General features: G+C 41.7%; 22 protein-coding genes and 1 tRNA gene. 20 read left to right on the forward strand and 3 right to left on the reverse strand.

The features are described from left to right. Positions 1–23 precede the first annotated feature (23 nt). A complete protein-coding gene (locus tag QZZ23_RS09825; protein ID WP_292469496.1) occupies positions 24–806 on the reverse strand; it encodes a TIGR00266 family protein in 783 nt (260 codons plus the stop codon). Positions 807–1,045: 239 nt separating this feature from the next. Here QZZ23_RS09825 and QZZ23_RS09830 point away from each other — a divergent pair, with 239 nt between their 5' ends. The 6 genes from QZZ23_RS09830 to QZZ23_RS09855 all read left to right on the forward strand — a co-directional run bounded on the left by QZZ23_RS09830 (position 1,046) and on the right by QZZ23_RS09855 (position 7,051). Then, positions 1,046–2,452: an aminotransferase class I/II-fold pyridoxal phosphate-dependent enzyme gene (locus QZZ23_RS09830; RefSeq protein ID WP_292469497.1), complete on the forward strand. Its 1,407-nt coding sequence runs from the start codon at positions 1,046–1,048 to the stop codon at positions 2,450–2,452. Between the two features lie 63 nt (positions 2,453–2,515). Then, a complete protein-coding gene (cobD, locus tag QZZ23_RS09835) occupies positions 2,516–4,009 on the forward strand; it encodes a threonine-phosphate decarboxylase CobD (protein ID WP_292469500.1) in 1,494 nt (497 codons plus the stop codon). Then, a complete protein-coding gene (locus tag QZZ23_RS09840; RefSeq protein ID WP_292469501.1) occupies positions 4,006–4,986 on the forward strand; it encodes a cobalamin biosynthesis protein in 981 nt (326 codons plus the stop codon). Before cobD ends, QZZ23_RS09840 begins: the two co-directional genes overlap by 4 nt. Positions 4,987–5,028: 42 nt before the next feature. Then, entirely contained in the window at positions 5,029–5,616 is a 588-nt protein-coding gene (gene cobZ, locus QZZ23_RS09845) for an alpha-ribazole phosphatase CobZ (protein WP_292469503.1), read from the forward strand. Beyond that, complete coding sequence (cobS, locus tag QZZ23_RS09850; protein WP_292469504.1) at positions 5,613–6,425, forward strand: adenosylcobinamide-GDP ribazoletransferase; 813 nt, start codon at positions 5,613–5,615, stop codon at positions 6,423–6,425. Before cobZ ends, cobS begins: the two co-directional genes overlap by 4 nt. Beyond that, complete coding sequence (locus QZZ23_RS09855) at positions 6,422–7,051, forward strand: NTP transferase domain-containing protein (protein ID WP_292469506.1); 630 nt, start codon at positions 6,422–6,424, stop codon at positions 7,049–7,051. The genes cobS and QZZ23_RS09855 overlap by 4 nt, the downstream gene beginning before the upstream one ends. Before the next feature lie 46 nt (positions 7,052–7,097). Here QZZ23_RS09855 and QZZ23_RS09860 read toward each other — a convergent pair whose 3' ends face one another. Next, on the reverse strand, positions 7,098–7,220 hold the full coding sequence (locus tag QZZ23_RS09860; protein WP_292469508.1) for a hypothetical protein: 123 nt from the start codon (positions 7,218–7,220) through the stop codon (positions 7,098–7,100). Positions 7,221–7,356: 136 nt separating this feature from the next. Here QZZ23_RS09860 and QZZ23_RS09865 point away from each other — a divergent pair, with 136 nt between their 5' ends. The 5 genes from QZZ23_RS09865 (at position 7,357) to QZZ23_RS09885 (ending at position 14,259) form a co-directional block, all read left to right on the forward strand. Beyond that, positions 7,357–8,211, forward strand: coding sequence for a formylglycine-generating enzyme family protein (locus QZZ23_RS09865; protein WP_292469510.1), 855 nt, complete (start codon positions 7,357–7,359; stop codon positions 8,209–8,211). 234 nt (positions 8,212–8,445) lie between these two features. Continuing rightward, a complete protein-coding gene (gene ileS / locus QZZ23_RS09870; protein WP_292469513.1) occupies positions 8,446–11,622 on the forward strand; it encodes an isoleucine--tRNA ligase in 3,177 nt (1,058 codons plus the stop codon). A gap of 7 nt (positions 11,623–11,629) precedes the next feature. Next, on the forward strand, positions 11,630–12,259 hold the full coding sequence (locus tag QZZ23_RS09875) for a 6-hydroxymethylpterin diphosphokinase MptE-like protein (RefSeq protein WP_292469515.1): 630 nt from the start codon (positions 11,630–11,632) through the stop codon (positions 12,257–12,259). A 100-nt stretch (positions 12,260–12,359) separates the two neighbouring features. After that, positions 12,360–13,460, forward strand: coding sequence for a DUF373 family protein (locus QZZ23_RS09880; protein ID WP_292469517.1), 1,101 nt, complete (start codon positions 12,360–12,362; stop codon positions 13,458–13,460). Between the two features lie 79 nt (positions 13,461–13,539). After that, a complete protein-coding gene (locus QZZ23_RS09885) occupies positions 13,540–14,259 on the forward strand; it encodes an MTAP family purine nucleoside phosphorylase (protein ID WP_366931341.1) in 720 nt (239 codons plus the stop codon). 31 nt (positions 14,260–14,290) lie between these two features. On the opposite strand, the gene QZZ23_RS09890 is transcribed toward QZZ23_RS09885, so the two are convergent. Continuing rightward, positions 14,291–15,124 carry a recombinase RecA gene (locus QZZ23_RS09890; protein ID WP_292469521.1) on the reverse strand — a complete coding sequence of 278 codons (834 nt, stop codon included), beginning with the start codon at positions 15,122–15,124 and terminating at the stop codon, positions 14,291–14,293. Between the two features lie 109 nt (positions 15,125–15,233). Between QZZ23_RS09890 and QZZ23_RS09895 the strand changes: the two genes are divergently transcribed. The 9 genes from QZZ23_RS09895 to QZZ23_RS09935 all read left to right on the forward strand — a co-directional run bounded on the left by QZZ23_RS09895 (position 15,234) and on the right by QZZ23_RS09935 (position 22,230). Next, entirely contained in the window at positions 15,234–17,711 is a 2,478-nt protein-coding gene (locus QZZ23_RS09895; protein WP_292469524.1) for a DEAD/DEAH box helicase, read from the forward strand. Between the two features lie 102 nt (positions 17,712–17,813). Then, positions 17,814–18,212 carry a DUF3467 domain-containing protein gene (locus tag QZZ23_RS09900; RefSeq protein ID WP_292469526.1) on the forward strand — a complete coding sequence of 133 codons (399 nt, stop codon included), beginning with the start codon at positions 17,814–17,816 and terminating at the stop codon, positions 18,210–18,212. A gap of 125 nt (positions 18,213–18,337) precedes the next feature. Continuing rightward, on the forward strand, positions 18,338–18,562 hold the full coding sequence (locus QZZ23_RS09905; protein WP_292469528.1) for an LSM domain-containing protein: 225 nt from the start codon (positions 18,338–18,340) through the stop codon (positions 18,560–18,562). Positions 18,563–18,581: 19 nt separating this feature from the next. Continuing rightward, entirely contained in the window at positions 18,582–18,932 is a 351-nt protein-coding gene (locus QZZ23_RS09910) for an Lrp/AsnC family transcriptional regulator (RefSeq protein WP_292469531.1), read from the forward strand. A 66-nt stretch (positions 18,933–18,998) separates the two neighbouring features. After that, positions 18,999–19,076: transfer RNA gene (locus QZZ23_RS09915), tRNA-Glu, on the forward strand. 236 nt (positions 19,077–19,312) lie between these two features. Then, positions 19,313–20,713: a DEAD/DEAH box helicase gene (locus QZZ23_RS09920; protein WP_292469533.1), complete on the forward strand. Its 1,401-nt coding sequence runs from the start codon at positions 19,313–19,315 to the stop codon at positions 20,711–20,713. Positions 20,714–20,857: 144 nt separating this feature from the next. Then, complete coding sequence (locus tag QZZ23_RS09925) at positions 20,858–21,214, forward strand: CidA/LrgA family protein (RefSeq protein WP_292469535.1); 357 nt, start codon at positions 20,858–20,860, stop codon at positions 21,212–21,214. Beyond that, on the forward strand, positions 21,207–21,911 hold the full coding sequence (locus QZZ23_RS09930; RefSeq protein WP_292469538.1) for an LrgB family protein: 705 nt from the start codon (positions 21,207–21,209) through the stop codon (positions 21,909–21,911). Before QZZ23_RS09925 ends, QZZ23_RS09930 begins: the two co-directional genes overlap by 8 nt. A 91-nt stretch (positions 21,912–22,002) precedes the next feature. Then, the gene (locus QZZ23_RS09935) at positions 22,003–22,230 is read left to right on the forward strand and encodes a hypothetical protein (RefSeq protein WP_292469540.1); all 228 of its coding nucleotides are present in this window, start codon (positions 22,003–22,005) and stop codon (positions 22,228–22,230) included. Positions 22,231–22,487 lie beyond the last annotated feature (257 nt).

A 22,487-nucleotide genomic window follows, 5' to 3' on the forward strand; every position in this document is an offset into this window, starting at 1 on the left:
TCAGTTTCTCCATATTCTGATGTTTAGAAGGAGCGATCTCCTCCAAGTAGGCCACCCAGTGCGCCTCCGCCAATTCCTGCTATACCTTTTGATTCATCCCTTTTACTGCCACTGCCATATCTTGATGCAGCAACAATTCTGTCAGCAAGACGTGAGAACGGCAGGCTCTGGAGGTAGACTTTTCCGGGACCGGTGAGACTTGCAAGTACAAGTCCTTCTCCTCCAAAGAGTGCATTCTTAAATCCACCTGCCAGCTGTATATCATAGTTCACACTTTCGGCAAATGCAGTTATGCATCCGGTATCAACTCTGATAGTTTCTCCAGCGGCAAGATCTTTTTCCACAATAGTCCCGCCTGCATGTACAAAGGCAAGACCGTCTCCCTTTAGTCTCTGGAGTATGAAACCTTCTCCTCCAAAGAGTCCCGCTCCTATTTTCTTGGTAAGTGCTATTTCTATGTCTACACCCTTTGCTGCGCATAGAAATGAATCTTTCTGACACAGAAAACTGCCTCCAAGTTTTCCCAGATCAAGTGCTATTACTTTTCCCGGATATGGGGCTCCAAAGGCAACGTAGCCTTTTCCTGAACCTTCATGAATAAAATTAGTGATGAAGAAACTTTCACCGGTCACTGCACGTTTCAGACCTTTGAGAATGCCACCACCGGTAGATGTTTCCATTTTAATTCCGGGACCCATATACATCATTGCACCTGCTTCTGCTCGTACAGCTTCATTGGTATCAAGCTCGATCTCTACAAGTTGCATTTCATTACCGATTATTTCATAGTCTATTTCGTCTGCCATTTTAATTCCTCAGTATAAAATTCAAAAACATCTGATAGATATTTGAGCTACCAATATTTATGGTTTTATCTTCTAGTTCAAAAAATGATGCATTAGCACAACTCAACTTGAATAGTTTAATATATCTCCTGTGCGTAACCACCAGTTGATAAGTGTGTACCGAAAAAAATTTCCCACTTCATTTGACACATTTCTGACTTGCATAGCAGGCAAGGAAACATGGCGGGAGGACTTGCGACTTGGCTGAAAAATTAAACATACCTGAATCAGATATTCTTGATTTCAGCTCAAACATAAATCCTCTGGGCACACCCTTCAATTTTCATGAGGATAAAATAGACCTTGAGAGGGTTTTTTTTGCTTCGATTGAGAAATTAGGTCAATATCCTGACAATAGATATCTTGAACTCAGGAATGCTGCTGCTGCTTTTGCCGGTCATGGAGTTTCCTTTGAAAACATAGTTCTAGGCAATGGTTCATGTGAGTTATTGCACCTTGCAATACAATCTGTTGTACAAGAAGATGATTTGATAATCGTTCCTTCTCCTTCATCCGGTCAATATCGACATATATCTGAACTTTGTGGTGCCCGTATCCATTCATTTACTTCAGCGGAGATTCTGAATCTTCCTAAAATGACACTGGACAGAGCAAGAGTAGTAATTATTCAGAACCCGAATGACCCCACTGGTGAACTGTTATCAAAGGATGCACTGCTCAATCTTGCAAAGAAGTGTGCTGAACATGGTACTTTGCTCATAGTTGATGAATCATCTATAGAACTTGCGAATCCTGATATGAGTATAGTTGATATGACATTGGATAATGATCATCTTCTGGTTATCAGGTCTGTTTCAGATATCATTTCTATTCCTGGTATCAGGCTGGCCTATGGTATTGCATCCAGGTCCATGGCAGGCATTTTAAATGCTGCTCGTCTTTCATGGAATATAGGTGCAACAGAAGAAGCAATTGGAATTGCATTCTTTTCAATGGACGGTGGACCGAATTCAAAGTACCTGTCAAAGGCAAGGGCTTTAATTGAAAAAGAAAGACAATACATAATCAAACGCTTTTCAGGCATCTATGGTTTTGATCCGGTTAAAAGCAGTGCAAATTACCTGCTTGTGGATGTCAGGGACCTTTTCCTGGACTCGGTAAGACTTACAGAAGGACTTGCTTCTCATGGTATAATTATCCGTGAGTGCAGTGATTTTTTCAATGGTGAAAAAAGATATGTAAGAATATCTGTAAAGCCCAGAAATGATTTTGAAAAACTGATTCGAACTCTTAACGATGTATTTGCCGAGTTAAGCAGGGAAGATGCCAGGGAAAAACTTGAAGAAACCATTGAACATGGTGGTGCAGCTTCTGCAGGTCGCGGTTCCTGTGAATATTATCCATGTCATTTCGCAGGTCAGGACTGTACTTTCTGTTTCTGTCCATTTTATGCTTGTGAAGAAGAGAGAACAGGCGGCAAATGGATTGAAAGTTCCACAGGCGGACAGGTATGGAGTTGTGAATATTGTACATTATTGCATAGACCAAAAGTCGCCAAGATGGTGCTTGATGCACTGATGGCAGACGGAGACACTGACGATAATATAAGGAGGGCATGGAAGGAAATCATTTTGCCGCAACTTTGATCCATCGTATGGCTCAACTAAACAGGTTAATATATTTCCTATTTGCTACATGCTTTGATTACTGTGACAGACCAAAGATCACCTCTCCCGGTAAAGAAATATCTTTTAAGCCTTGAGCCATGTGCTCATGGCGGACTGATTAGAAAAAGTTCCCAGAAATACGGGATTCCAGAGTCAGAAATGCTGGATGCAAGTGCAAGCCTGAATCCTCTTGGAACACCCTTTGAACATCCGGATTCGGAACTTGATCTTCAGGACCTTCTCAGGACAGGACTTGAAAAACTGGAACAATATCCTGATAACCGTTATCTCGAATATAGAACAGCTGCAGCTTCTTTTGTAGGTATGGGCACAACATATGAGAACATAGTTCCCGGCAACGGCTCTACCGAAATAATCCGGCTGGTTGCAGAGTGCGTTATAGCTGAAGGGGATGTTGTTCTTATTCCAAAGCCTACTTTCAGTGAATATGAGATGCAATGCAAAGTAATGGGTGCAGAGATCAAATACGTTGACCAGGAAGATATCTTCGATCTCGACGGTAAAACGCTCGATGAAGCCAAAATTATTTTTGTGTGTAATCCCAATAATCCGACTGGTAAATTATTCTTAAAGGAGCAGATCGAGGAGCTTGCAGAGAAATGTGCAACTCATAAGACTATCCTCTTTATTGACGAGGCCTACATTGAACTTGCAGACCCGCAGCAGAGTGTTGCATATCTTGTTGAGGGCAACGACTATCTTTTCATCCAGCGTTCCCTTACGAAATCCTTTGCAATTCCTGGTATTAGAATGGGTTTTGGAGTAGCCTCAAGGAAATTTGCACGTGTGCTTAATAATGCAAGGCTTTCCTGGAACATGGGATGTGTTTCAGATACTATTGCAACTGCTCTTTTGAATATGGAAGGCGGGGCAAACAGCAAGTATCTCAGAGATTCAAGGGATTTCATAGCAAAGGAACGTGAGTTCCTCATGCAAAAGCTTTCACGCAGGGGTTTCAAACCCATCGAGAGCAGTGTAAATTACATTTTTGTTGACATATCTGATCTTTCTATGAATTCTTCCGAGCTTGCAGAACGCATGGCTTCACATGGTGTACTGATCCGTGATTGCAGTTCTTTTCAGGATATAGGTAAGGATTACATAAGAATAGCTATACGGAACAGGGAAGAGAATGAGCGTATTGCATCTACTATTCGTCAGGTCATATACGAATGGGGTCGTGAACAGGCAGAATTCCAACTAGGGGAAAATATCAAGGTAGCTTCAGACTGTGGTCGCAGGGGCAGTAATACAGACTGTGATTATTATCCATGTCATTTTGAAGGACAGGATTGTACTTTCTGTTTCTGTCCGTTTTACCCGTGTGAGGATTCCCGTACCGGAGGCAGTTGGGTGGAAAGTTCTAGTGGAGGGAAGGTATGGAGCTGTCTTAATTGTAACATAGTCCATGAGGAGAAAGTCGTTGATGAATTGTTGTCAGTGTTTACTACCGATGGGCTTGATGAGAAGAGCATAAAGAAAGCGTGGGAACACGTCATGGAGACTAACTTATGATCCTGCCGGTACAGGCTGATGCAAGCGAACTTGTAATTGTATTGCTGCTGGCCTATGCCCTAGATCTGGTATTCTGTGAGCCACCTGCTGCAATTCATCCCGTGGTGTGGATGGGCAGGTTAATAGCCTTTTTCAAAAAGAATGTTCCAAAGACAAACAGGAAGCTCTATGGAATATTTATGGGACTTGTTACTATATTATTTGGTGCCCTCATAGCATATGTTGTATTATATTTTATGGGGATTGAAAGTATTCCATCACCACTGCGTTATCTTGTTGCAGCTTATTTCCTTAAGGCAACCTTTGCGATACGCTGTCTCTATGGTGCTGCTGATGAGGTAAGAACAGAACTGGATGCAGGAAGACTTGATGGTGCAAGGCAAAAACTCTCTATGTATGTAAGCAGAGATACATCAAAACTTGATGAGAACCACGTTTCATCAGCAATCATTGAAACAACATCAGAGAACTATGTAGATGGGATTCTTTCACCTCTGTTGTTCTACGCATGTTTCGGACCTTTCGGATTGATTGCAGCATATGTATTTAAGGCAACAAGCACCCTTGATTCCATGGTTGGATATACAGATGAGCGCCACCGGGATATAGGTTGGTTCTCTGCAAAGCTGGATGATGTACTCAACTGGCTACCTGCACGTATCTCTGTATTTTTCCTTTCTGCTGCAACGCTGGTTGTCGGTCTCTTTTACCGTAAGGTAAAAGTGCCTGATTTTAAAAGCGCATTCAAAAGTGGATTTGGTGATGGATTGAAAACACCCTCTCCAAATTCAGGTTATCCAATGGCATCAATAGCCGGTGCACTCAGGATAAAACTTGAAAAACCAAATACCTACGTCCTTGGTGATGGTTTTACTTATCCTAAGTCTGACGATATCAAACTAACCAGTTGGATTATTTTGATAGCATCGTTATTTGCAATTATTGTATCTTTGTTTATAATTACAGCATATTCTTGATCGATCAAATTAAAATTAATAACTCTCCCCGAAGTGATGGCAATGAAATTATCGGATATTGAATCAGAAGACCGGAAAAAAGACCAGTCAAAAGAACTGGAAGGTGAGATTACCAGGGATATTATTGAGATCCTTGAAGAGGAAGGAATAACAGTCCAGATGCTTGTTGACGCTGCACTGGAATTATATGCACCTCACCCGGGCATTGAAACTAAAGAACTTGCAGAGGCAAAGTTCCTTGATGAGCTTAATATTGCTATTTCCGATCCAAACCTCTGTCTACTGATATATTCAGGAATATTACTGGAAAAAGAAGGCAGGCAGGGTAGATTACCTAACATCAGCAAAAGCTCTTATGAAAAGGATTTGACTTTTATAATTGCAGATGAGGTTCTTGGAATGAGTATTTCCAAATATATCAGTGGTGATAAGGGTATGTTTGAATTCGTGCGTTTTGACAAGATGAAACCGGGAATTCTGGCAGAGCTTGGTCCTTTTATGGATGATATAATAGGAGGACTTATTGGTGGAGTGTCAGCTAATATGTACACAAGGGCAATGGCAGAAGCGGCTGCTTCAGCAAAGAAGCGCGAGACTAAAGAATCTAAAAGTGATGTGATTGCAGGATGAATTCATTCTTATTAGCTCTTAGATCGAGTTTTGGCTTTCTTTCTACAATTCCCGTAGGAATTACCATGGAGGGGCTTGATGAGTTCTTCAAAAGGACTTACTTGCATCAGGTGGTTGGCTTAGTCCTTGGTCTTTTAATGGGTGCTGTGGCATACTTGCTCATAAGTTTTATTCCAATATCTATAAGTGCTGTACTTATCATTGCTTTTGTTTATTATATTACAGGTCTTAATCATCTGGATGGTGTAGCCGACCTTGGTGACGGATTGACTGCACATGGTTCTGTGGAGAAGAAACTGAAAGCCCTGAAAGATATGTCTCTGGGTATAGGTGGAGTTGCATATGCTGCTCTTATCATCATTGCATTCTATGCAGCCCTCACTTCGTTATATAGTGAAGCTTCAATTCTGTATTCAACAAGTGCAGATGTGGCACGCATATTCTTTTTTGCAATGTTCGTATCAGAGCTAAGTGCAATGCAATCCATGCTGACAATTGCTGCATTTGGTAAATCCATACATGAAGGCCTGGGTTCAATACTTATAAACAATACCACAGTACCTAAATACCTTATAGGGTTTGTAATTGGTAGTATTGCATGCATTGGAGCATCTTCTTATCTTGGTCTTGGAGTAACAGGTATTTTAGCATTTATCGCAGCAATTGTGGCAACATTTGTACTACTTAACATAAGCAACAGGCATTTTGGTGGTGTCAATGGTGATGTTATTGGTGCTTCCAATGAAGTTGGAAGGATAATATCATTGATAACCATCACGCTGGTATTAATGTACGGAGGTATTGTTTGAACGCTATAATAATGGCAGGGGGATTTGGAAGCAGGCTTGGTATGGGGGAAAAACCCTGCGTTGAACTATTAGGTAAACCTCTCATTTCCTATGTGATAGATGTCCTGGTAAGGACAGAAAGTATAGAGGACATATATGTTGCTGTATCTCCTGCAACCCCAAATACAGCATCTTTTGTTGAGAATGAATATGATGGAACTGTACAGGTCATCCCTACTGGAGGAGGAAACTATGTTGGTGACATGGTCTATGCGGTAAAAGTTGCCGGTATCACAGAGCCACTACTTATTCTGATGGCGGATCTTCCGCTTCTTACTCCAGAGCTTCTTGAAAAAGTGATAGATGAGTACAATGTCTGTGGCAAGCCAGCAATGTCAATTTTCTCCCCTATATATGTTTGCAAAAGTCTGGGTATCAGGCCGGATACAGTTTTTAACTGGGACGGTAAACTGATAGTGCCTTCAGGAATCAATATACTGGATGGAAGTAATGTTGACCATGAGCAAGATTATGTCAGTTTTGTACTGGAAAACATTGAAATAGCTCTTAATATCAATACTCCTGAGGACCTTAAAAAGTGTAAGGATATGCTTCTTGAAAGAGGTATGGATCCTATCAAAAACTAATGATATTATTTTATAAACAAACCTAATAATACTCTTTCCACGTAATCTATATTCGAAGAGGACCACGATTATTAATTGCGCTGGTTGGTACGAGCCTGTTTATCAGGGTAGCTGGAACATCATCTGGCACCTTTGTTGAAAAAAAGGTGCCTATCCTGATTAATTGCATGATGGCTTTTTCTATTTCAATTTACCTGCATAGTTTATTCAATCGGTATCTTTGCGATTGGAATAAACCAAAGAACTTAAATTGTGTGCTGAAATAGAACTAATATTATTTAGGTTGTTATACACGAGGGTAGGTTATGAACAAAAGATTATATTTAACATTTATTATATGTATCATCCTTGCGGTGACAGTCATTGGTAGTGGCTGTACCGATTCCGATGATACTGGTATTGATGAAGAATCCGAAGAGCCAGCAGATGTTCAGTCTGTACCTGAGGAGACAGAAGTTGACGATGGTACTTTTACTAATTCCATAGGCATGGAATTTGTCAAGATACCTGCAGGGGAGTTCATCATGGGCGCTCCTGAAGAGGAACTTTACAGCGATAAAGATGAGAGACCTGTGCATGAGGTAACTATCGCAGATGAATTCTATATAGGTGTCTATGAAGTAACCCAGAAGCAATGGGAAGCAGTTATGGGTGACAATCCGTCTAATTTTGTAGGTGATGATCTGCCTGTTGAAAGAGTTTCCTGGGCAGATGTTAACATTTTCGTTGATAAGCTCAATGAAATGGAAAACACTGATTCATACCGTCTGCCTACCGAAGCAGAATGGGAATACGTAGCTAAGGCTGGGACTGAGACAGCATTTTCATATGGTGATGACGAATCTATGCTGGCAGATTATGGCTGGTATGACGACAATTCAGAAGATAAAACACGTCCTGTTGGGATGAAGCAAGCAAATCCATGGGGTCTTTATGATATACATGGTAACGTTGCAGAATGGGTACTTGATGAATATCACAGCAACTACCAGAAAGCACCAACTGATGGAAGTGAATGGACCAACGGGGTAAACAGGCGTGTATTCCGTGGTGGAAGCTGGGACAATGCAGAATCAAATTGTCGCTCTTCTCACAGGGATAGTATAGGTGAGGGAAGCCGTACAAATTATATCGGTTTCCGTTTGATCAAAGAGATTTGATATCCTTCATGGATGTCTGATTTTCTTTTCTTTTTCAACATACTTTTGTCAGTGAAGTCCTGATTCGAAACGTTTAAGTATCATTTGTGCTGCCCTTAGTTGAAAATGTATTCAGCACAATGAAGCAATTGGCTTGTTTCAATGAATATATTTAAATTGAATATTGCAGTAGGAATATCACAAGTTACGATCATATGATTAATTATAATTAACTTTCAGTATGGAGAATCCCAAATGATAGAGGAGATCACCAATCAATACGACCCACAGAAAATAGAAAAGAAGGTACATGATTTCTGGGCAGAGGTCGAAGCCTATTCCAAAGTACGTGAACACAGAAAAGGTGGGAAAAAATTCTTTTTCGTAGACGGGCCACCATATACAACCGGACATATCCATCTGGGGACTGCCTGGAATAAAATTATCAAAGATTCCATTCTAAGATACCGTTCCATGTGTGGTCATGATATGATTGACCGTGCAGGATGGGATATGCATGGTCTTCCAATTGAGGTAAAGGTAGAAGAAGCACTTGGTTTTACCTCAAAGAAAGATATTGAAAGCTATGGTGTCGGCAATTTCATCGAGAAATGTAAGGAATTCGCACTCATGCAGAAGGATGACATGACAGGTCAGTTCCAGATGCTTGGTGCATGGCTTGACTGGAAAGATCCTTATATGACACTCAAGGATGAATATATCGAAGCGGCATGGTGGACCCTCAAACAGGCTCAGGAGAAAAAATTGCTGGAGCAGGGAAAACGTGTGGTCAACTGGTGTCCACGATGTGAAACTGCAATTGCAGACTCTGAGGTAGAGTACGAGGATAGAGCAGATCCTTCCATATTCGTCAAATTTAAAATAAAGGATGTAGAGGACACTTTCGTTGTTATATGGACAACAACTCCATGGACCATTCCTTCCAATGTTGCAGTAGCAGTACATCCTTCCTTTGAATATGCAAAAGTCAAGGCTGTAGATGCAGACGGTAAAGAGGAAACCCTCATTATTGCATCTGATCTTGTGGAAAACGTACTTAGGAAAGGAAGATACGTTGACTATGAAATATTGAGTACAATGCTTGGGGAAGACCTCACATCTCTCTCATATGAAAGTCCCCTGGCTGACAAGGTACCAGAACAGGCGGCTATGGAACATGGCATATATCTTGCAGACTATGTGACCGCAGAGAACACTGGTTGCGTGCACATTGCTCCGGGGCATGGTATGGATGACTTTGATGTTGGCAAAAAGCACGGGCTTCCAATTTTCTGTCCGGTAGGTTCTGATGGACGTTATACTGAACAGGCCGGGGAATATGCCGGTATGCATATCCGTGAGGCAAATAAGGTTGTAATTGAGGATCTCAACGAGCGCGGCAATTTGCTTTCAGAGGCAACCATAAACCACAGGTACGGACATTGCTGGCGCTGTAAGACTCCTATCATCTATCTCGCTACAGAACAGTGGTTCATAAAAATAGGAGAACTCAAGGAAGAGATGCTCTCTGAAATAGCCAAGGTAAAATGGTATCCTGAATGGGCAGGCTCTGCAAGGTTCAAGGACTGGGTAGAAGGTGCACGTGACTGGTGTGTGTCCCGTCAGAGATACTGGGGTATACCAATACCTGTCTGGAAATGTAACAACTGTGGCAAAATGCACGTAGTTGGAACGAAGACAGAACTTCAGGAAATGTCAGGGATTACTGATGACATTGAACTTCACAGACCTTATGTGGATGAGGTTCTTCTGGATTGTGAGTGCGGTGGCAAGATGAAACGTGTTGAAGATGTCTTTGACGTCTGGTTCGATTCAGCAGTAGCTTCATGGGCAACCCTGCGCTTCCCCCAGCAACAGGAAGAGTTTGATAAATGGTGGCCTGCAGACTTCATCACAGAAGGTCAGGACCAGACCCGTGGATGGTTCTATTCACAGCTTGGCGCAAGTATGGTAGCCTTTGGAAAGGCTCCTTACAAAAGTGTGCTAATGCATGGTTTCACCCTTGATGGTGAAGGCAGGAAAATGTCAAAGAGCCTTGGTAATGTTATTGCTCCTGGTGATGTGATCGATGAATTCGGGGCTGATTCATTGAGAAGCTTCGTATTGTCAGCAAGTGCACCATGGGATGACCTGAAATTCGCCAAGGATGAACTTAAGAACATTCACAGGACACTGAACATTCTCTGGAACGTGTATCGTTTCCCATTACCTTACATGGTGCTCGATAATTTTGATCCTTCGCAGGTTTCATTTGAATCTGTTAAACCGTACTTGCGCAAGGAAGACAGATGGATTCTTTCCAGGGCACAGTCACTTGTAGCTCTTGTGGATGATGCCATGGCTAAATGCACGTTGCACAGAGCACTAAGGGCCATAAATGAGTTCGTACTTGAAGATCTTTCAAGATGGTATATCCAGCTTATCAGGCCAAGGACATGGGTAGAAGCAGACGATCCGGACAAGCTAGCAGTATATCGTGTACTGTATGATGTATTCGTCCTGACAGCCAAGGTAATTGCACCATTCATGCCGCATCTGGCTGAAGAAATGTACCAGAACCTTGTGAGGAATGTCTATCCGGATGCTCCGGTGACGATCCACATGACTGACTGGCCATTGGTTGATGAGAGCCTTGTGGACAAGGATCTTGAAACTCACATGGAGATGGTTCGTTCAATAGTTGAATCTGCATCCAATGCCCGTCAGAAAGTAGGCAGGAAGCTCAGATGGCCTGTATCACGCATTGTGCTTACACCTGTGAATCAGCAGGCAACAGATGCTGTTACCAATCTGAAGTCAGTACTCATGGATCAGACCAACTCTAAGGACATTGTGCTTACAGGCATAGATGAATCATGGGATGAACTTGGGTTTGAAGCAAATCCTGATCCCGGTGCCATAGGACCTGTGTTTAAAGGTGATGCCGGAAAGGTAATCGGTGCTCTTAAGAAGGCAAATGCTGTGCAGTTGAAGAAGACACTGGCACTGGAAGGCCAATTCGAACTGGAAATCCCTGGTGGAACAGTGACTATTAAACCGGAAATGGTCAACTTCATAGAAACATTGCCTGAAATGGTTGCAAGTGCTCAGTCCACTGCAGGTATCATCTATGTGGATGCAACACTCAATCGTGAGATCGAATCCGAAGGTTTTACAAGAGAAGTTATCCGCAGGGTGCAGGATATGAGGAAAGAACTCAATCTCGCAGTGGATGATAGTATCAGGTCCCACATACAGATCAACGATGAAAGGGTACTGGATCTTGTGCTTGACCGTGAACAGTTCATTGCAAAAGAAACCCGTGCAAACGTACAGGTGATCGGGCTTGATGTGGATACCTCAGGTTCCCTTGAAAAGGATTGGGATGTTGAAGGCATATCCATGAGCATCGGCATAACAAAGGCTAACTGAGGATTATATGGACTTCAAGGAATGGGAACCCATTTACGAGTCCATATTAAAAGACATGGGCTTTGACAGGGAAGGTGATGAGCAGGCTGCTCTCATCCTCTCTGGTATGCTCGTTTCCTCAAATTCAGTTGATGTGTCTGATATAAGGAAATTGGTAAAAGGTGCGGATGTCCTTGTATGCGGCAACGCTCCTGTGCTTAAGGATGAACTTGAACTCGTTGATGCTGCCGATTTTACTGTAGTAGCTGCCGATGGTGCCGCAGCTGTACTTGTTGACAATGGGATTATCCCTGATATCATAGTAACTGACCTTGATGGGGATGTTGAGAAAGAGATAATAGCAAACCAGAAAGGGGCTTTGATGGTAGTTCATGCACATGGTGATAACATTGATAAACTGGAAATGTACGTTCTACGATTGTCAAAGATAATAGGGAGCACTCAGGCTGTACCACTGGACAACGTCTACAACTTTGGAGGTTTCAGCGATGGTGACCGGTGTGTTTACCTTGCAAAAGAATTTGGTGCTACCAGTATAACTCTTATAGGTTTTGATTTTAATGACAGCGGCGTCAATCCAATCAAGAAAAAGAAACTCAAATGGGCTCGCATGCTAATAGAAAAGTTAATTCCTTAAATTCATTGGATGATTTATTTATCTTTTTTTTAAGTTCTTTACGGGTACTGATTTATCAGAATCTATTTATATTTTCGTTATAAATATCTACAGGAGTTTCATGCAAACACTGGTAATCTGCATTGACAGGGACAATGACCTTGGCGATAAAGCGAATGTTCTGGCGCCTTTGATTGGTAAAGAAGCAAGTATAGAAGCAGCGGTAAAGCTTGCAACGGCAGACCCTGAGGATTCTGATACTAACACGATCTTTGGGGGCGTCAAGATACTTGACGAGTTGCTTGCAAGGGGTATTGATGCTGAAATAGTCACCCTTGCCGGTGACAAGAACATCGGTATAATTTCTGATCAGAAAATAGCAAACCAGCTTGACATGATCTTAAAAAAATTCCCTGCTGAATCGGCTATATTTGTATCCGATGGGGCAGAAGATGAAACATTACTTCCCATTGTCCAGTCCAGGATCAAGATCGATTCTGTGAGGCGTATAGTAGTAATGCAGAGTGCCAATCTTGAAAGCACTTATTACATAATTAAACATGCATTTAACGATCCTAAAATTTCCCAGACCTTCTTTGTTCCTCTGGGACTTGCGGCTCTTATCTATGCATTTTTCCTGATGATTGACTATTCCCAGGGTGCGATCATAGGCATTCTGGCTGCGGTTGGTCTCTATATGCTCTACAGGGGGTTCAATGATACAGTTGACCTCTTCTGGGAAAAACTAAAAGATTCATTTTATTCAGGAAGAATTGCATTAATCACTTTTGCAACAGCAGCTTTTTTAGTTGTAGTAGGTACTATTTTAGGTCTTATGGAGGTCTGGTCATTTTATACTGCAGAAGGACTGTGGTACTATGGTGCTGTTCCGCTGCTTACGGCTTTCATTCATAAGACTGTCTGGATATACGCCCTGGCAATACTCTTTGCAGATGCCGGAAAAATAGTAGACTGCAAGCAACATGGGGAGTCTATTAGTAAATACGTGATACCTGCTTTCTTTATAGTATCCATAGCTTTCCTTTTCTGGGGGGCTACCAGCTATCTCGTGTCTATGAGTCCGGTGCTGGAAGGTAACGGCGATCCACGTGCAGGTATGGAACTGTTCGTGTATTCCATCGTATTTTCTATAATACTTGCACTGGCAGGTATCAAAGTTTCGACCTTTCCAAAGGTAACAGGAAAGAAATCAAAAAGGTAGGATTATGCAGGAAAATGGTATTAACTATCAGGATCTGAACCTGGATGCCGCGTTAATTGGCGGGGTTGCTTTTCCATCCATGCAGTCATGTGAAGAGTTGTCTGTAAGTACTCCATATGGTGATGTTCCATTGTATCTTTCAAAAATAGGAAACAGGAATATTGCGTTGATATCAAGACATGCAGGAGATGCCAAACATTTACCTCCACATATGATTAATTATTGTGCTAATATATATGCCATATATAAATTAGGTATAAAAAAGATCATATCCACCAATTCGGTGGGTACTATGAAAAATCATCCTGTAGGGAGCTTCTTTTTGCCCAATGATTTTATCGATCTTACCAGAAATCGTCCATCGACGTTCTTTAATGAAAGAACCGTGCATGCGGACGTGAGTGAACCTTATTGCCCTCAGATAAGAGATCTTATTAAAGATTCCCTTGAAAGGAAAAATGTTGGTTTTTCAGAGGGGGTATATGTATGTACTGAAGGCCCCAGGTTTGAAACAAAAGCTGAGATACGCATGATGAGGCAATTCGGGGATGTTGTGGGTATGACCGGTCTTCCTGAAGTTGTGCTTGCAAAAGAGCTGAACATGTGTTATGCATCTATATGTACTGTGACAAACGACGCATGTGGCCTTGGAAATGGAAAGATGACAGTGAGTGAAGTGCTTGATACTCTTGCAAACATTAATGAAAAACTGCAGGCCGTTATTTTAGATGTGCTTCAATCGCTTCCCAGACAAAATTCCTGTAATTGTATGTTTGCAACATCTGATGCAGAGCTTTGATAAAAAAGATGAAAATGCCATGATTTTGTAATCATGCAATATCTCTGGAAGTATCTATCTGCACACCATCTCCAATCTTAAATTTAATAATCTCGGTACTGGGTATCATTCCCCTGATTTTAGGGATTGCAAGTTTGCTTATCACTTTGTCAGCACTTTTGTCGAGTATTGATTCAAAAATCACATCACATAAGCTATATGTAAATTCCTCTATCTCTTTTACCTTATCACTTTTAATTCCGTATAAATATGTCATGCATCCTAGCTCTTTTGTTGTTTCATAGAGCACATTGATCAGTTGCTTGACAAGTCCTTTGTTTATTGTAAGCTCCATGAAAAAAGAAAATGAATCAAAAATTATGTTTACTTCTTCCCCACTTGAATCATTTGCAATATTACGAAGGTTGTATTCAGTGAATTCAATTATTTTAGAATCAATGAATTCATTTCCCACATTAGCAGATATGTCTCCGCATGAAGTGTAGTAATACTCACTATAAATGTCTACAAAAATAATATTAGAGGGGTCAAATCCAAGGTTGATAACATCATTTAATACATAACTTGGTCTTCTGCAGGTAGTGAAATAATAGGTTTTCCTGGATTGTGTGAATTGGTAAAGAAACACTTCTGACATTGAACGTGGATCTGCTGAAAAATATGTGAGTGAACCTGAAGGTAATCCTCCACCTAAAGTCCTGTCAAGGACCAAAATTCCTGTGGAGCTCAGACGCACGCCTTCTTCAATCACAAGGTTCTGATCTTGTTTTCTAAGACTGTTATATAGGGAGGATTCTACTCTGCCTATGGATTCAGCCTCATAGCTAATGGTTTCTACTTCCATTACGTTTTTAGAATCCGCCATTTTTTATCCTCAATATTACTCGTTAATTATATTGTATCTAATATTATAAAAATCTTCTTTTACTTATATACAATAGTATTTATAGGCTATGCATCATCAAAGGTCAGCAATGACTCTCTGGATTCTAGCAAGCGCCGAAAGGTCAAAAATAATTGTCCTTCCGATACGGGACAAAAAGAAAAAACCTCTTTTTGTCGGTGAACTCATCCTGAGAAATACTGATTCAGGTCCACGTCCTCACAAATTTAAGGTCCAAACAGAAGGGAAAAGTGAGTTGAGACCACCTTCTGAATTTATCGACCTTATAAGGATAGCTGATCGCATAATGATAGCTAAAGACGGGAATGACAGCCAGACAGCCAGCTTTGTTGAGATGCTTCAGGGTTTCCAACTAAGTGCTGATGTTGTAAATGCATGCAGGTTCTGTTTACTTAAACACAGGTTCAATTTTCTGAACCGGCGCTCGATAAGGTATCATAGGGAAAAAGTGTGTGAAGACTGTGCACGTGAGGAATTATTCCGAACATTAAAAAGTACTCATATGAATTATGGGGACGATGTATGTCAGAGGTTTGAGGAAATTATGCTTAAAACCAGGGATCTTGACAGGACAATGGCTATGATAAGTCCTGATGAACTGGATCCCGATCTGACCAGATTTGATTCGATTGCCGCAAACACGTCCGTTCCGACTGGTAAAATAGAGATTTTGCCTTTACACAAAAGTTTCAAGAAGTTGCTGCTTGAAAAATCTGATACTCTCCTGCCGGTACAATCCTTATCTGTAGAAAATGGTCTTCTCAAAGGGCAAAATCAGCTTGTTACATCGGTAACGGCAACAGGAAAGACCCTGATAGCTGAGCTTGCCGGTATTGAAAATATTCTTAATAAAAAAGGTAGATTGCTTTACCTTGTGCCTCTTGTGGCTCTTGCCAACCAGAAATATGATCAGTTCTCAAAAAGATATTCATCCATAGGACTGAAAACATCTATCAGGGTGGGTAGTGAACGCATCAAAACTAAAAAAAGCGCATCAATGACAAGAACTCTGGATTCTGATATTATTGTAGGTACATATGAGGGTCTGGACTATATTCTCAGGACAGGCGGTGCTGACCTGTTGGGACAGGTTGGAACAATTGTTATTGATGAGGTTCATATAATCGAGGATTCGGAAAGAGGGCATCGCCTGGATGGAGTAATTGCAAGACTAAAGTACGCTGTACCAGGCGCTCAATTTATTTATCTTTCGGCAACTGTTGCTAAGCCAAAATTGCGTGCAAAACAGTTTGGAGCAAAACTCATAGAATATGAGTATCGTCCGGTACCCATTGAGAGGCACCTTATACTCTGTCCGGAGTATTCAAAGACTAAAATAATGGCTCGTCTTGTGAGGCAGGAGTTTGCCATAACATCTTCAAAAGGACATAAAGGGCAGACCATAATATTTACAAATTCAAGACGCAATTGCCATCGTATTTCTGAAGCCCTGCCAATATCAGCTGCTCCTTACCATGCGGGACTTACCAGCCAGGAGCGTAAAAAAGTCGAAATTGCATTTGTCAAAGGTAAACTTCCTGTTGTCGTTACAACAGCAGCACTTGCTGCCGGCGTGGATTTTCCTGCGTCACAGGTTATTTTTGAATCCCTGGCAATGGGAATTGAATGGCTTACTATGCAGGATTTCCTCCAGATGCTGGGACGTGCAGGAAGGCCTGATTACCATGACCGTGGTGAGGTCATATTGCTTGCTGTCCCCAATAAGAAGTACTCTGGTGACAGGGGCGATACTGAGGATGCTGTTGCCCTGAAACTGCTTAAGGGGGAGATGCAGCATACAAAGGTAGATTATGGCGAGGATGAAAAACTGGAAGAGATTCTTGCGTCAGCTGCTATTACTTCATCAAAGAAGGATCTGGAGAAGATCCATTCCTATATGCTGGCTGATTACAATGTTGACATATTGCTTGCCAAACTTGTTAAAAATAAGTTCCTGCATAAAAAAGGTGATTTTATAGCCCTGACTAAATTTGGCAAAATAGCGGCAGGACATTTCCTGTCTGTGTCCAAGGCGTTTTTGATACGTGATTCTGTTCTTGTGAGTCAGGACCCAATTGTTACAGTTTCAAACCTGGAATTTTTTGATGCAGTCTACTACAAATATGCTGCACGTATATCTGCTGCTCTTAATGTGAATCTTCCATCAAGGGTATTCCAGGGTGCATCCCTTGACATTCTTTTTGATGGTGAGAATCTGGAGAATCTGGATATAACCCTGCGTGATCAGTTATTCGATTTTGCGGCTGATTTTTTAACCTGTAATTGTCGTGATTCTCCATATTGCGGATGTGCAGAACGTAAGTTCTCTGAGAAGATCATATCCATCAGGGTGGAAGGCTATGAGCCGGATGGGATTGTTAGGAAACTGGAGCACCTTTACGGGATTACTGCTTACCCGGGCGATGTGCTGGGTTATCTGGATAATGTGGTGCGCAACCTCGAGGCAGTGGAAATGATAGCTGCGGCATATTCAAAAAGAGATGTTTCTGCAAAGGCACGTAGTCTTAAGAAACTGGTTGAAGGCTGAAATAAGTTTGTTCTGAGTGGGATTATAGCTGAATCGGATCCTCTCCATCAAAAATTATAATAGTTATGTATGCAGATAGAAACCTGTTGAGGATATGATTGTATGGATACTGACAAATCCGAAGGTAAAATAATGACTGATAAACCGGAAGAGATCAAGAAAAGAAAAAGTGTGAAGATTGAATTATATAAGCCGGATGATTTTAAGCAGGTTTATTCTATTGGTGCAGTTGGAGGACACAGTCCTTATGATTTTAGGATTGGATTCTACAATGATATGCCAATGGCTGCAAGCAAGTCCGGTGCAGAACAGGTAATTCAGAGAAGACTTGAAACGGAAGTAATACTTTCTCCTCTGGCAGCAGTTGAGCTTGTACGCTGGTTAAATCAGCATATACAGAGTTATGAAGCTGCATTTGGTCCTATCAAAAAGCCTCAAGTGGCCATAAAAAAGAAGTCTGAACCTGTGCAGGATAGTACTGATCTACAGGGTTACATGTAAACCCTGAATCTTAGATAGTTATGGTAAGTCGCCAAGAATAAATATGATATTGGCTATTTCTATAAGCCTGAAAACTAATGTTATTCAGGATGCATTATTTTTTGAAATGAAAGTGAGGATTAATTTTGTTCCCTAGTAAGAAAGTCCAGAAGTTAATTGGATCCAAAATCCAGGTTGAAATGAAAGGTGACCTTCACCAGCTCGAAGGAATTTTGAAGAGTGCTGATGATTACATGAATCTGCATATGGTGGACACAGTAGAGATTGCAGACGGTGAACGCCTGCGTTCTCTTGGTTCAGTTGTGTTGCGTGGAAACAACATTATTCTTGTTGTCCCGATGGAAGAATAAGCACTCAGTGGAAACTAACATGAGTATTGAAGAGACCGCATTGAATATTATCCGCGACAGCAAGGAGGGGGTTTTCCAGAACGAACTCTGGAAAATTCTTGAGATTGACAGCCGTAAATGCTCCAGAGTTATATCCAAGCTTTTGGACGACGATCTTGTAACCCGTGAACAAGCTGTCTCTAACGGAGCCAGGACATATCTTCTTAAAGTTAAGGAAGAGGTGAAACCATGCTTTGATCTCCTGTTGTCCGGGGATATGTTCTCACCATGTGCAGGATGCAGAGATGCATGCCAGCCAGAGTCCTGTGAAAAGCTCACTGCATGGGTTGCAAACATCGGTGAAGGCGAAAAAGCAGAGGAAATGTGCTGATCAAGCGAAAGCTTTAATAAGTATATATGCCATGTTGGAGTCGCTTCACTAAAGCGAAATCAACGTGCTCCGGTAGTGTAGTCCGGCCAATCATTCCGGCCTTTCGAGCCGAAGACTCGGGTTCGAATCCCGGCCGGAGCACCATACAATTTTTCACATAAATTGCAGAAGTTAATACTCATATTTTCACGTAAAATATCGATTGTTTAAATTATTGATGTCGTTTTTGTAAAAGTTAATTATAATCTAATTTACAGACATCTCACTATATGGAATTAATCACAGAGTTTGGCCCGGAAATCAAAGACCTTGTTTCTTTGCCGGGTTTGAGCCGGAAGTAATATTCCAATGAGTTTTGCACTGTAACCTGAGGTAAAAAAGTGTCATTTGATGATCTTAATTTAATACACCCGCTTCAGCGGGCATTGTCTGAGGAAGGGTATACAACCCCCACACCAATACAGAAACAATCCATCCCACATCTTTTGAGTGGAAAGGACATGATTGGTATCGCCCAGACAGGTACAGGCAAGACTGCTTCTTTCATATTACCTATTCTTCATAATATGTCGGCGTCATACAAAGCTCCACGTCCAAGAAAACCTCGTGTATTGGTGCTTGCACCTACAAGGGAGCTTGCAGCACAGATAGGGGACAGTTTTTCCACTTATGGTAAATACACCCGTTTCAAGCATACCGTGGTTTTTGGTGGGGTTGGGCAGAGTCCACAGGTCAGAGCTCTCTCAAAGGGCGTAGATTCCCTTGTAGCGACTCCTGGCAGATTACTTGACCTGATAGACCAGGGACATGTAAGACTCTCTGACGTGGAGTATTTCGTCCTTGACGAAGCTGATAGAATGCTTGACATGGGATTTATCAATGACGTGTACAAAGTCGTTGGTATGTTGCCTCAGAAACGTCAGTCACTTTTCTTTTCAGCTACTATGTCACCGGAGATATCCCAGCTTGCCAGGAAAATGCTGACAAATCCAGTGACTGTGGAGGTAACTCCGCAGGCAACCACAGTAGAGCGCATAGACCAGTATGTATTTTTCGTTGATTCAGATAACAAGAATCCTCTGATACTTCAACTCCTGAGAAGCAAACATCTTGAGTGTGTTCTTGTTTTTACCCGTACAAAGCACCGTGCGAACAAAGTTGCTGAGATGCTTAACAAGAACAGGATTCCGGCTGATGCCATACATGGCAACAAGTCCCAGACACACCGTACAACGACACTTCAGAAGTTCAAGTCCGGAAATCTACGTGTGCTTGTGGCAACAGATATAGCTGCCCGTGGAATTGATATTGAGGATATTTCTCACGTAATAAACTATGATCTGCCAAATGTATCTGAAAGCTATGTTCACCGTATAGGTCGTACAGCAAGGGCAGGTGCTGATGGTACAGCATTTTCTTTCTGTGCTGCTGATGAACGTGATTTCCTGCATGGTATAGAGAAGCTCATTAGAATGAAAATAGAAGTTGCTGAGCATGATTTTCATTCGGAAAAAGCCAAGAACGCCACTGGTGATGATGCAAAACCAGCCCCCAGACAACAGGGTAATTCAAGAGGTGGCTCCGGTCCTAAAAGAAGTCAGGGCAGGGGTAAAAAAGGTGAAGGTAAAAGTGGTAGAAGCAGTACTGGTAGTGGTGGCAGAGCCAAGAAGGATATTAAAGTGAAAGGCATCCAATCTACAAGTACAAATAAAGGGCAAGCTAAGAACAAGAGCGGTAATCGCACTGGCTCTGGAAATAAAAGTCAGTCAGGAAGAAGCTGATCTGTTAACTTTAATTTATTTTTTTCAGTAGCATTTATCCCGGCATAGACCGAAAATGCTAATATTTGCTACTGATATTATGTTGGCCTCATACACAAAACCAGATTCATATTTTTTTGTTTTGTAAAAACGAAGTGATTGTAAATGAGGTATATCATCCAGTTCGCAATTATTCTAGCAATTTGTGTCATTGGTGACTTGCTCCATGATTACCTTCATCTGCCGATTCCCGGAAATGTTCTGGGGATGGTATTGCTTTTGATTCTCCTGTTGACAGGTGTCATCAAGTTGACAATGATAGAGGATGTAAGCAATTTCATGCTGAAACATCTCTCATTTTTTTTCATACCGGCAGCTGTAGGATTGATAACATGTTTTACGATACTTGAAGGAAAATGGACTGCCTTGATGTTTATTTCCGTAGTGTCCACTTTCATAATTGCAGTAGTGACCGGTATGACGGTCCAGATACTGATGAAAAGGAGGCAGTCCGTTGAGTGAGCTTATCTCTCAGTTTTTGCAGTCTCCTGTCTTTGGCATAGGGATATCCCTGCTGACCTTCTACGCAGGCGGCCTGCTATACAAAAAGACGGGTTCGCCCCTCATGAACCCCCTTGTGCTGAGTATGGTGATGATAATAGCTCTTCTTCTGAGCTTTCATATCAGTTTTGAAGATTATAACAGGGGCGGGCAGTTCATATCATTCTTCCTGGGTCCTGCTACCGTCATTCTGGCCGTGCCCCTGTACAAGAAGATAAGCCTGCTGAAGGAGAATGTGTTCCCTATCCTTGCCGGTATCATTGTCGGCTCTGCAGCGGGTATTGTAAGCATTATTGTCATGTGTAAGATGTTCGGGCTTGATGAACTTGTAAGCATCTCCATGATCCCTAAATCAGTCACAACACCCATTGGAATTGAAATATCAAACCAGCTTGGCGGCCTGCCATCAATTACCGTGGCAGCCATTGTCTTTACAGGCATAGCCGGTGTCCTGCTTGGTCCGGCGGTCTGCAAGCTGTTCAGAATAGATGACAAAGTGGCAGTAGGCGTGGCAATAGGAACATCATCCCATGCCCTTGGCACGACCAAGGCGGTTGAACTTGGGGAGACAGAAGGAGCTATGAGCGGCCTTGCAATCGGTATTGCCGGACTGGTGACAGTGTTTCTGGCTCCATTACTGGCGAAGTTGTTGATGTGAACAGTTCTTATTTTTCTTGCATTTTTCTTCAGATAAATGCAAATGATTATCTTGATAAACGCAGCTATATTCTACTAAATGGGGAATTTTCATGATTCTTATACAAAAAAGATATGATGATATCGCAGACGAGATCAATGAGGAAGATATTGACCGTGTAAAACTTAATCTGACAATCAAAAGGAAGGTCTGCTGCGGTGGAATGGATAAGATAGATTATGATCTGGGCTGGATTGAGATCCCCGTAGACATGAAAATCACTACTGTTAGGGATTATGAGATAAAGGACAGGGTGCTTGAAGTGTGGATCGAGCCTTGATGTATTGATTTAGTGTTTCAATTTCTGATTTGAGTTATTCAACTTTTAAAAAGGAAGTTCGATGATTAAGCAGATTGCTTTTCATCGAACATATTCAAGTCATTCATCCCGAGGGAACATTATTTCGTGTTCGGACATAAATTTCATGCAGATATCTGAATCCCATGTGACTATATCCATGAATAACATATCTTTGATATTCCGGCTCTGTAGAATTCCTCATTTTGACAACAAGCATAACCTTGACATACCTGTCA

This window comes from Methanolobus sp. (assembly GCF_016278385.1).
Classification (GTDB): Archaea; Halobacteriota; Methanosarcinia; order Methanosarcinales; family Methanosarcinaceae; genus Methanolobus.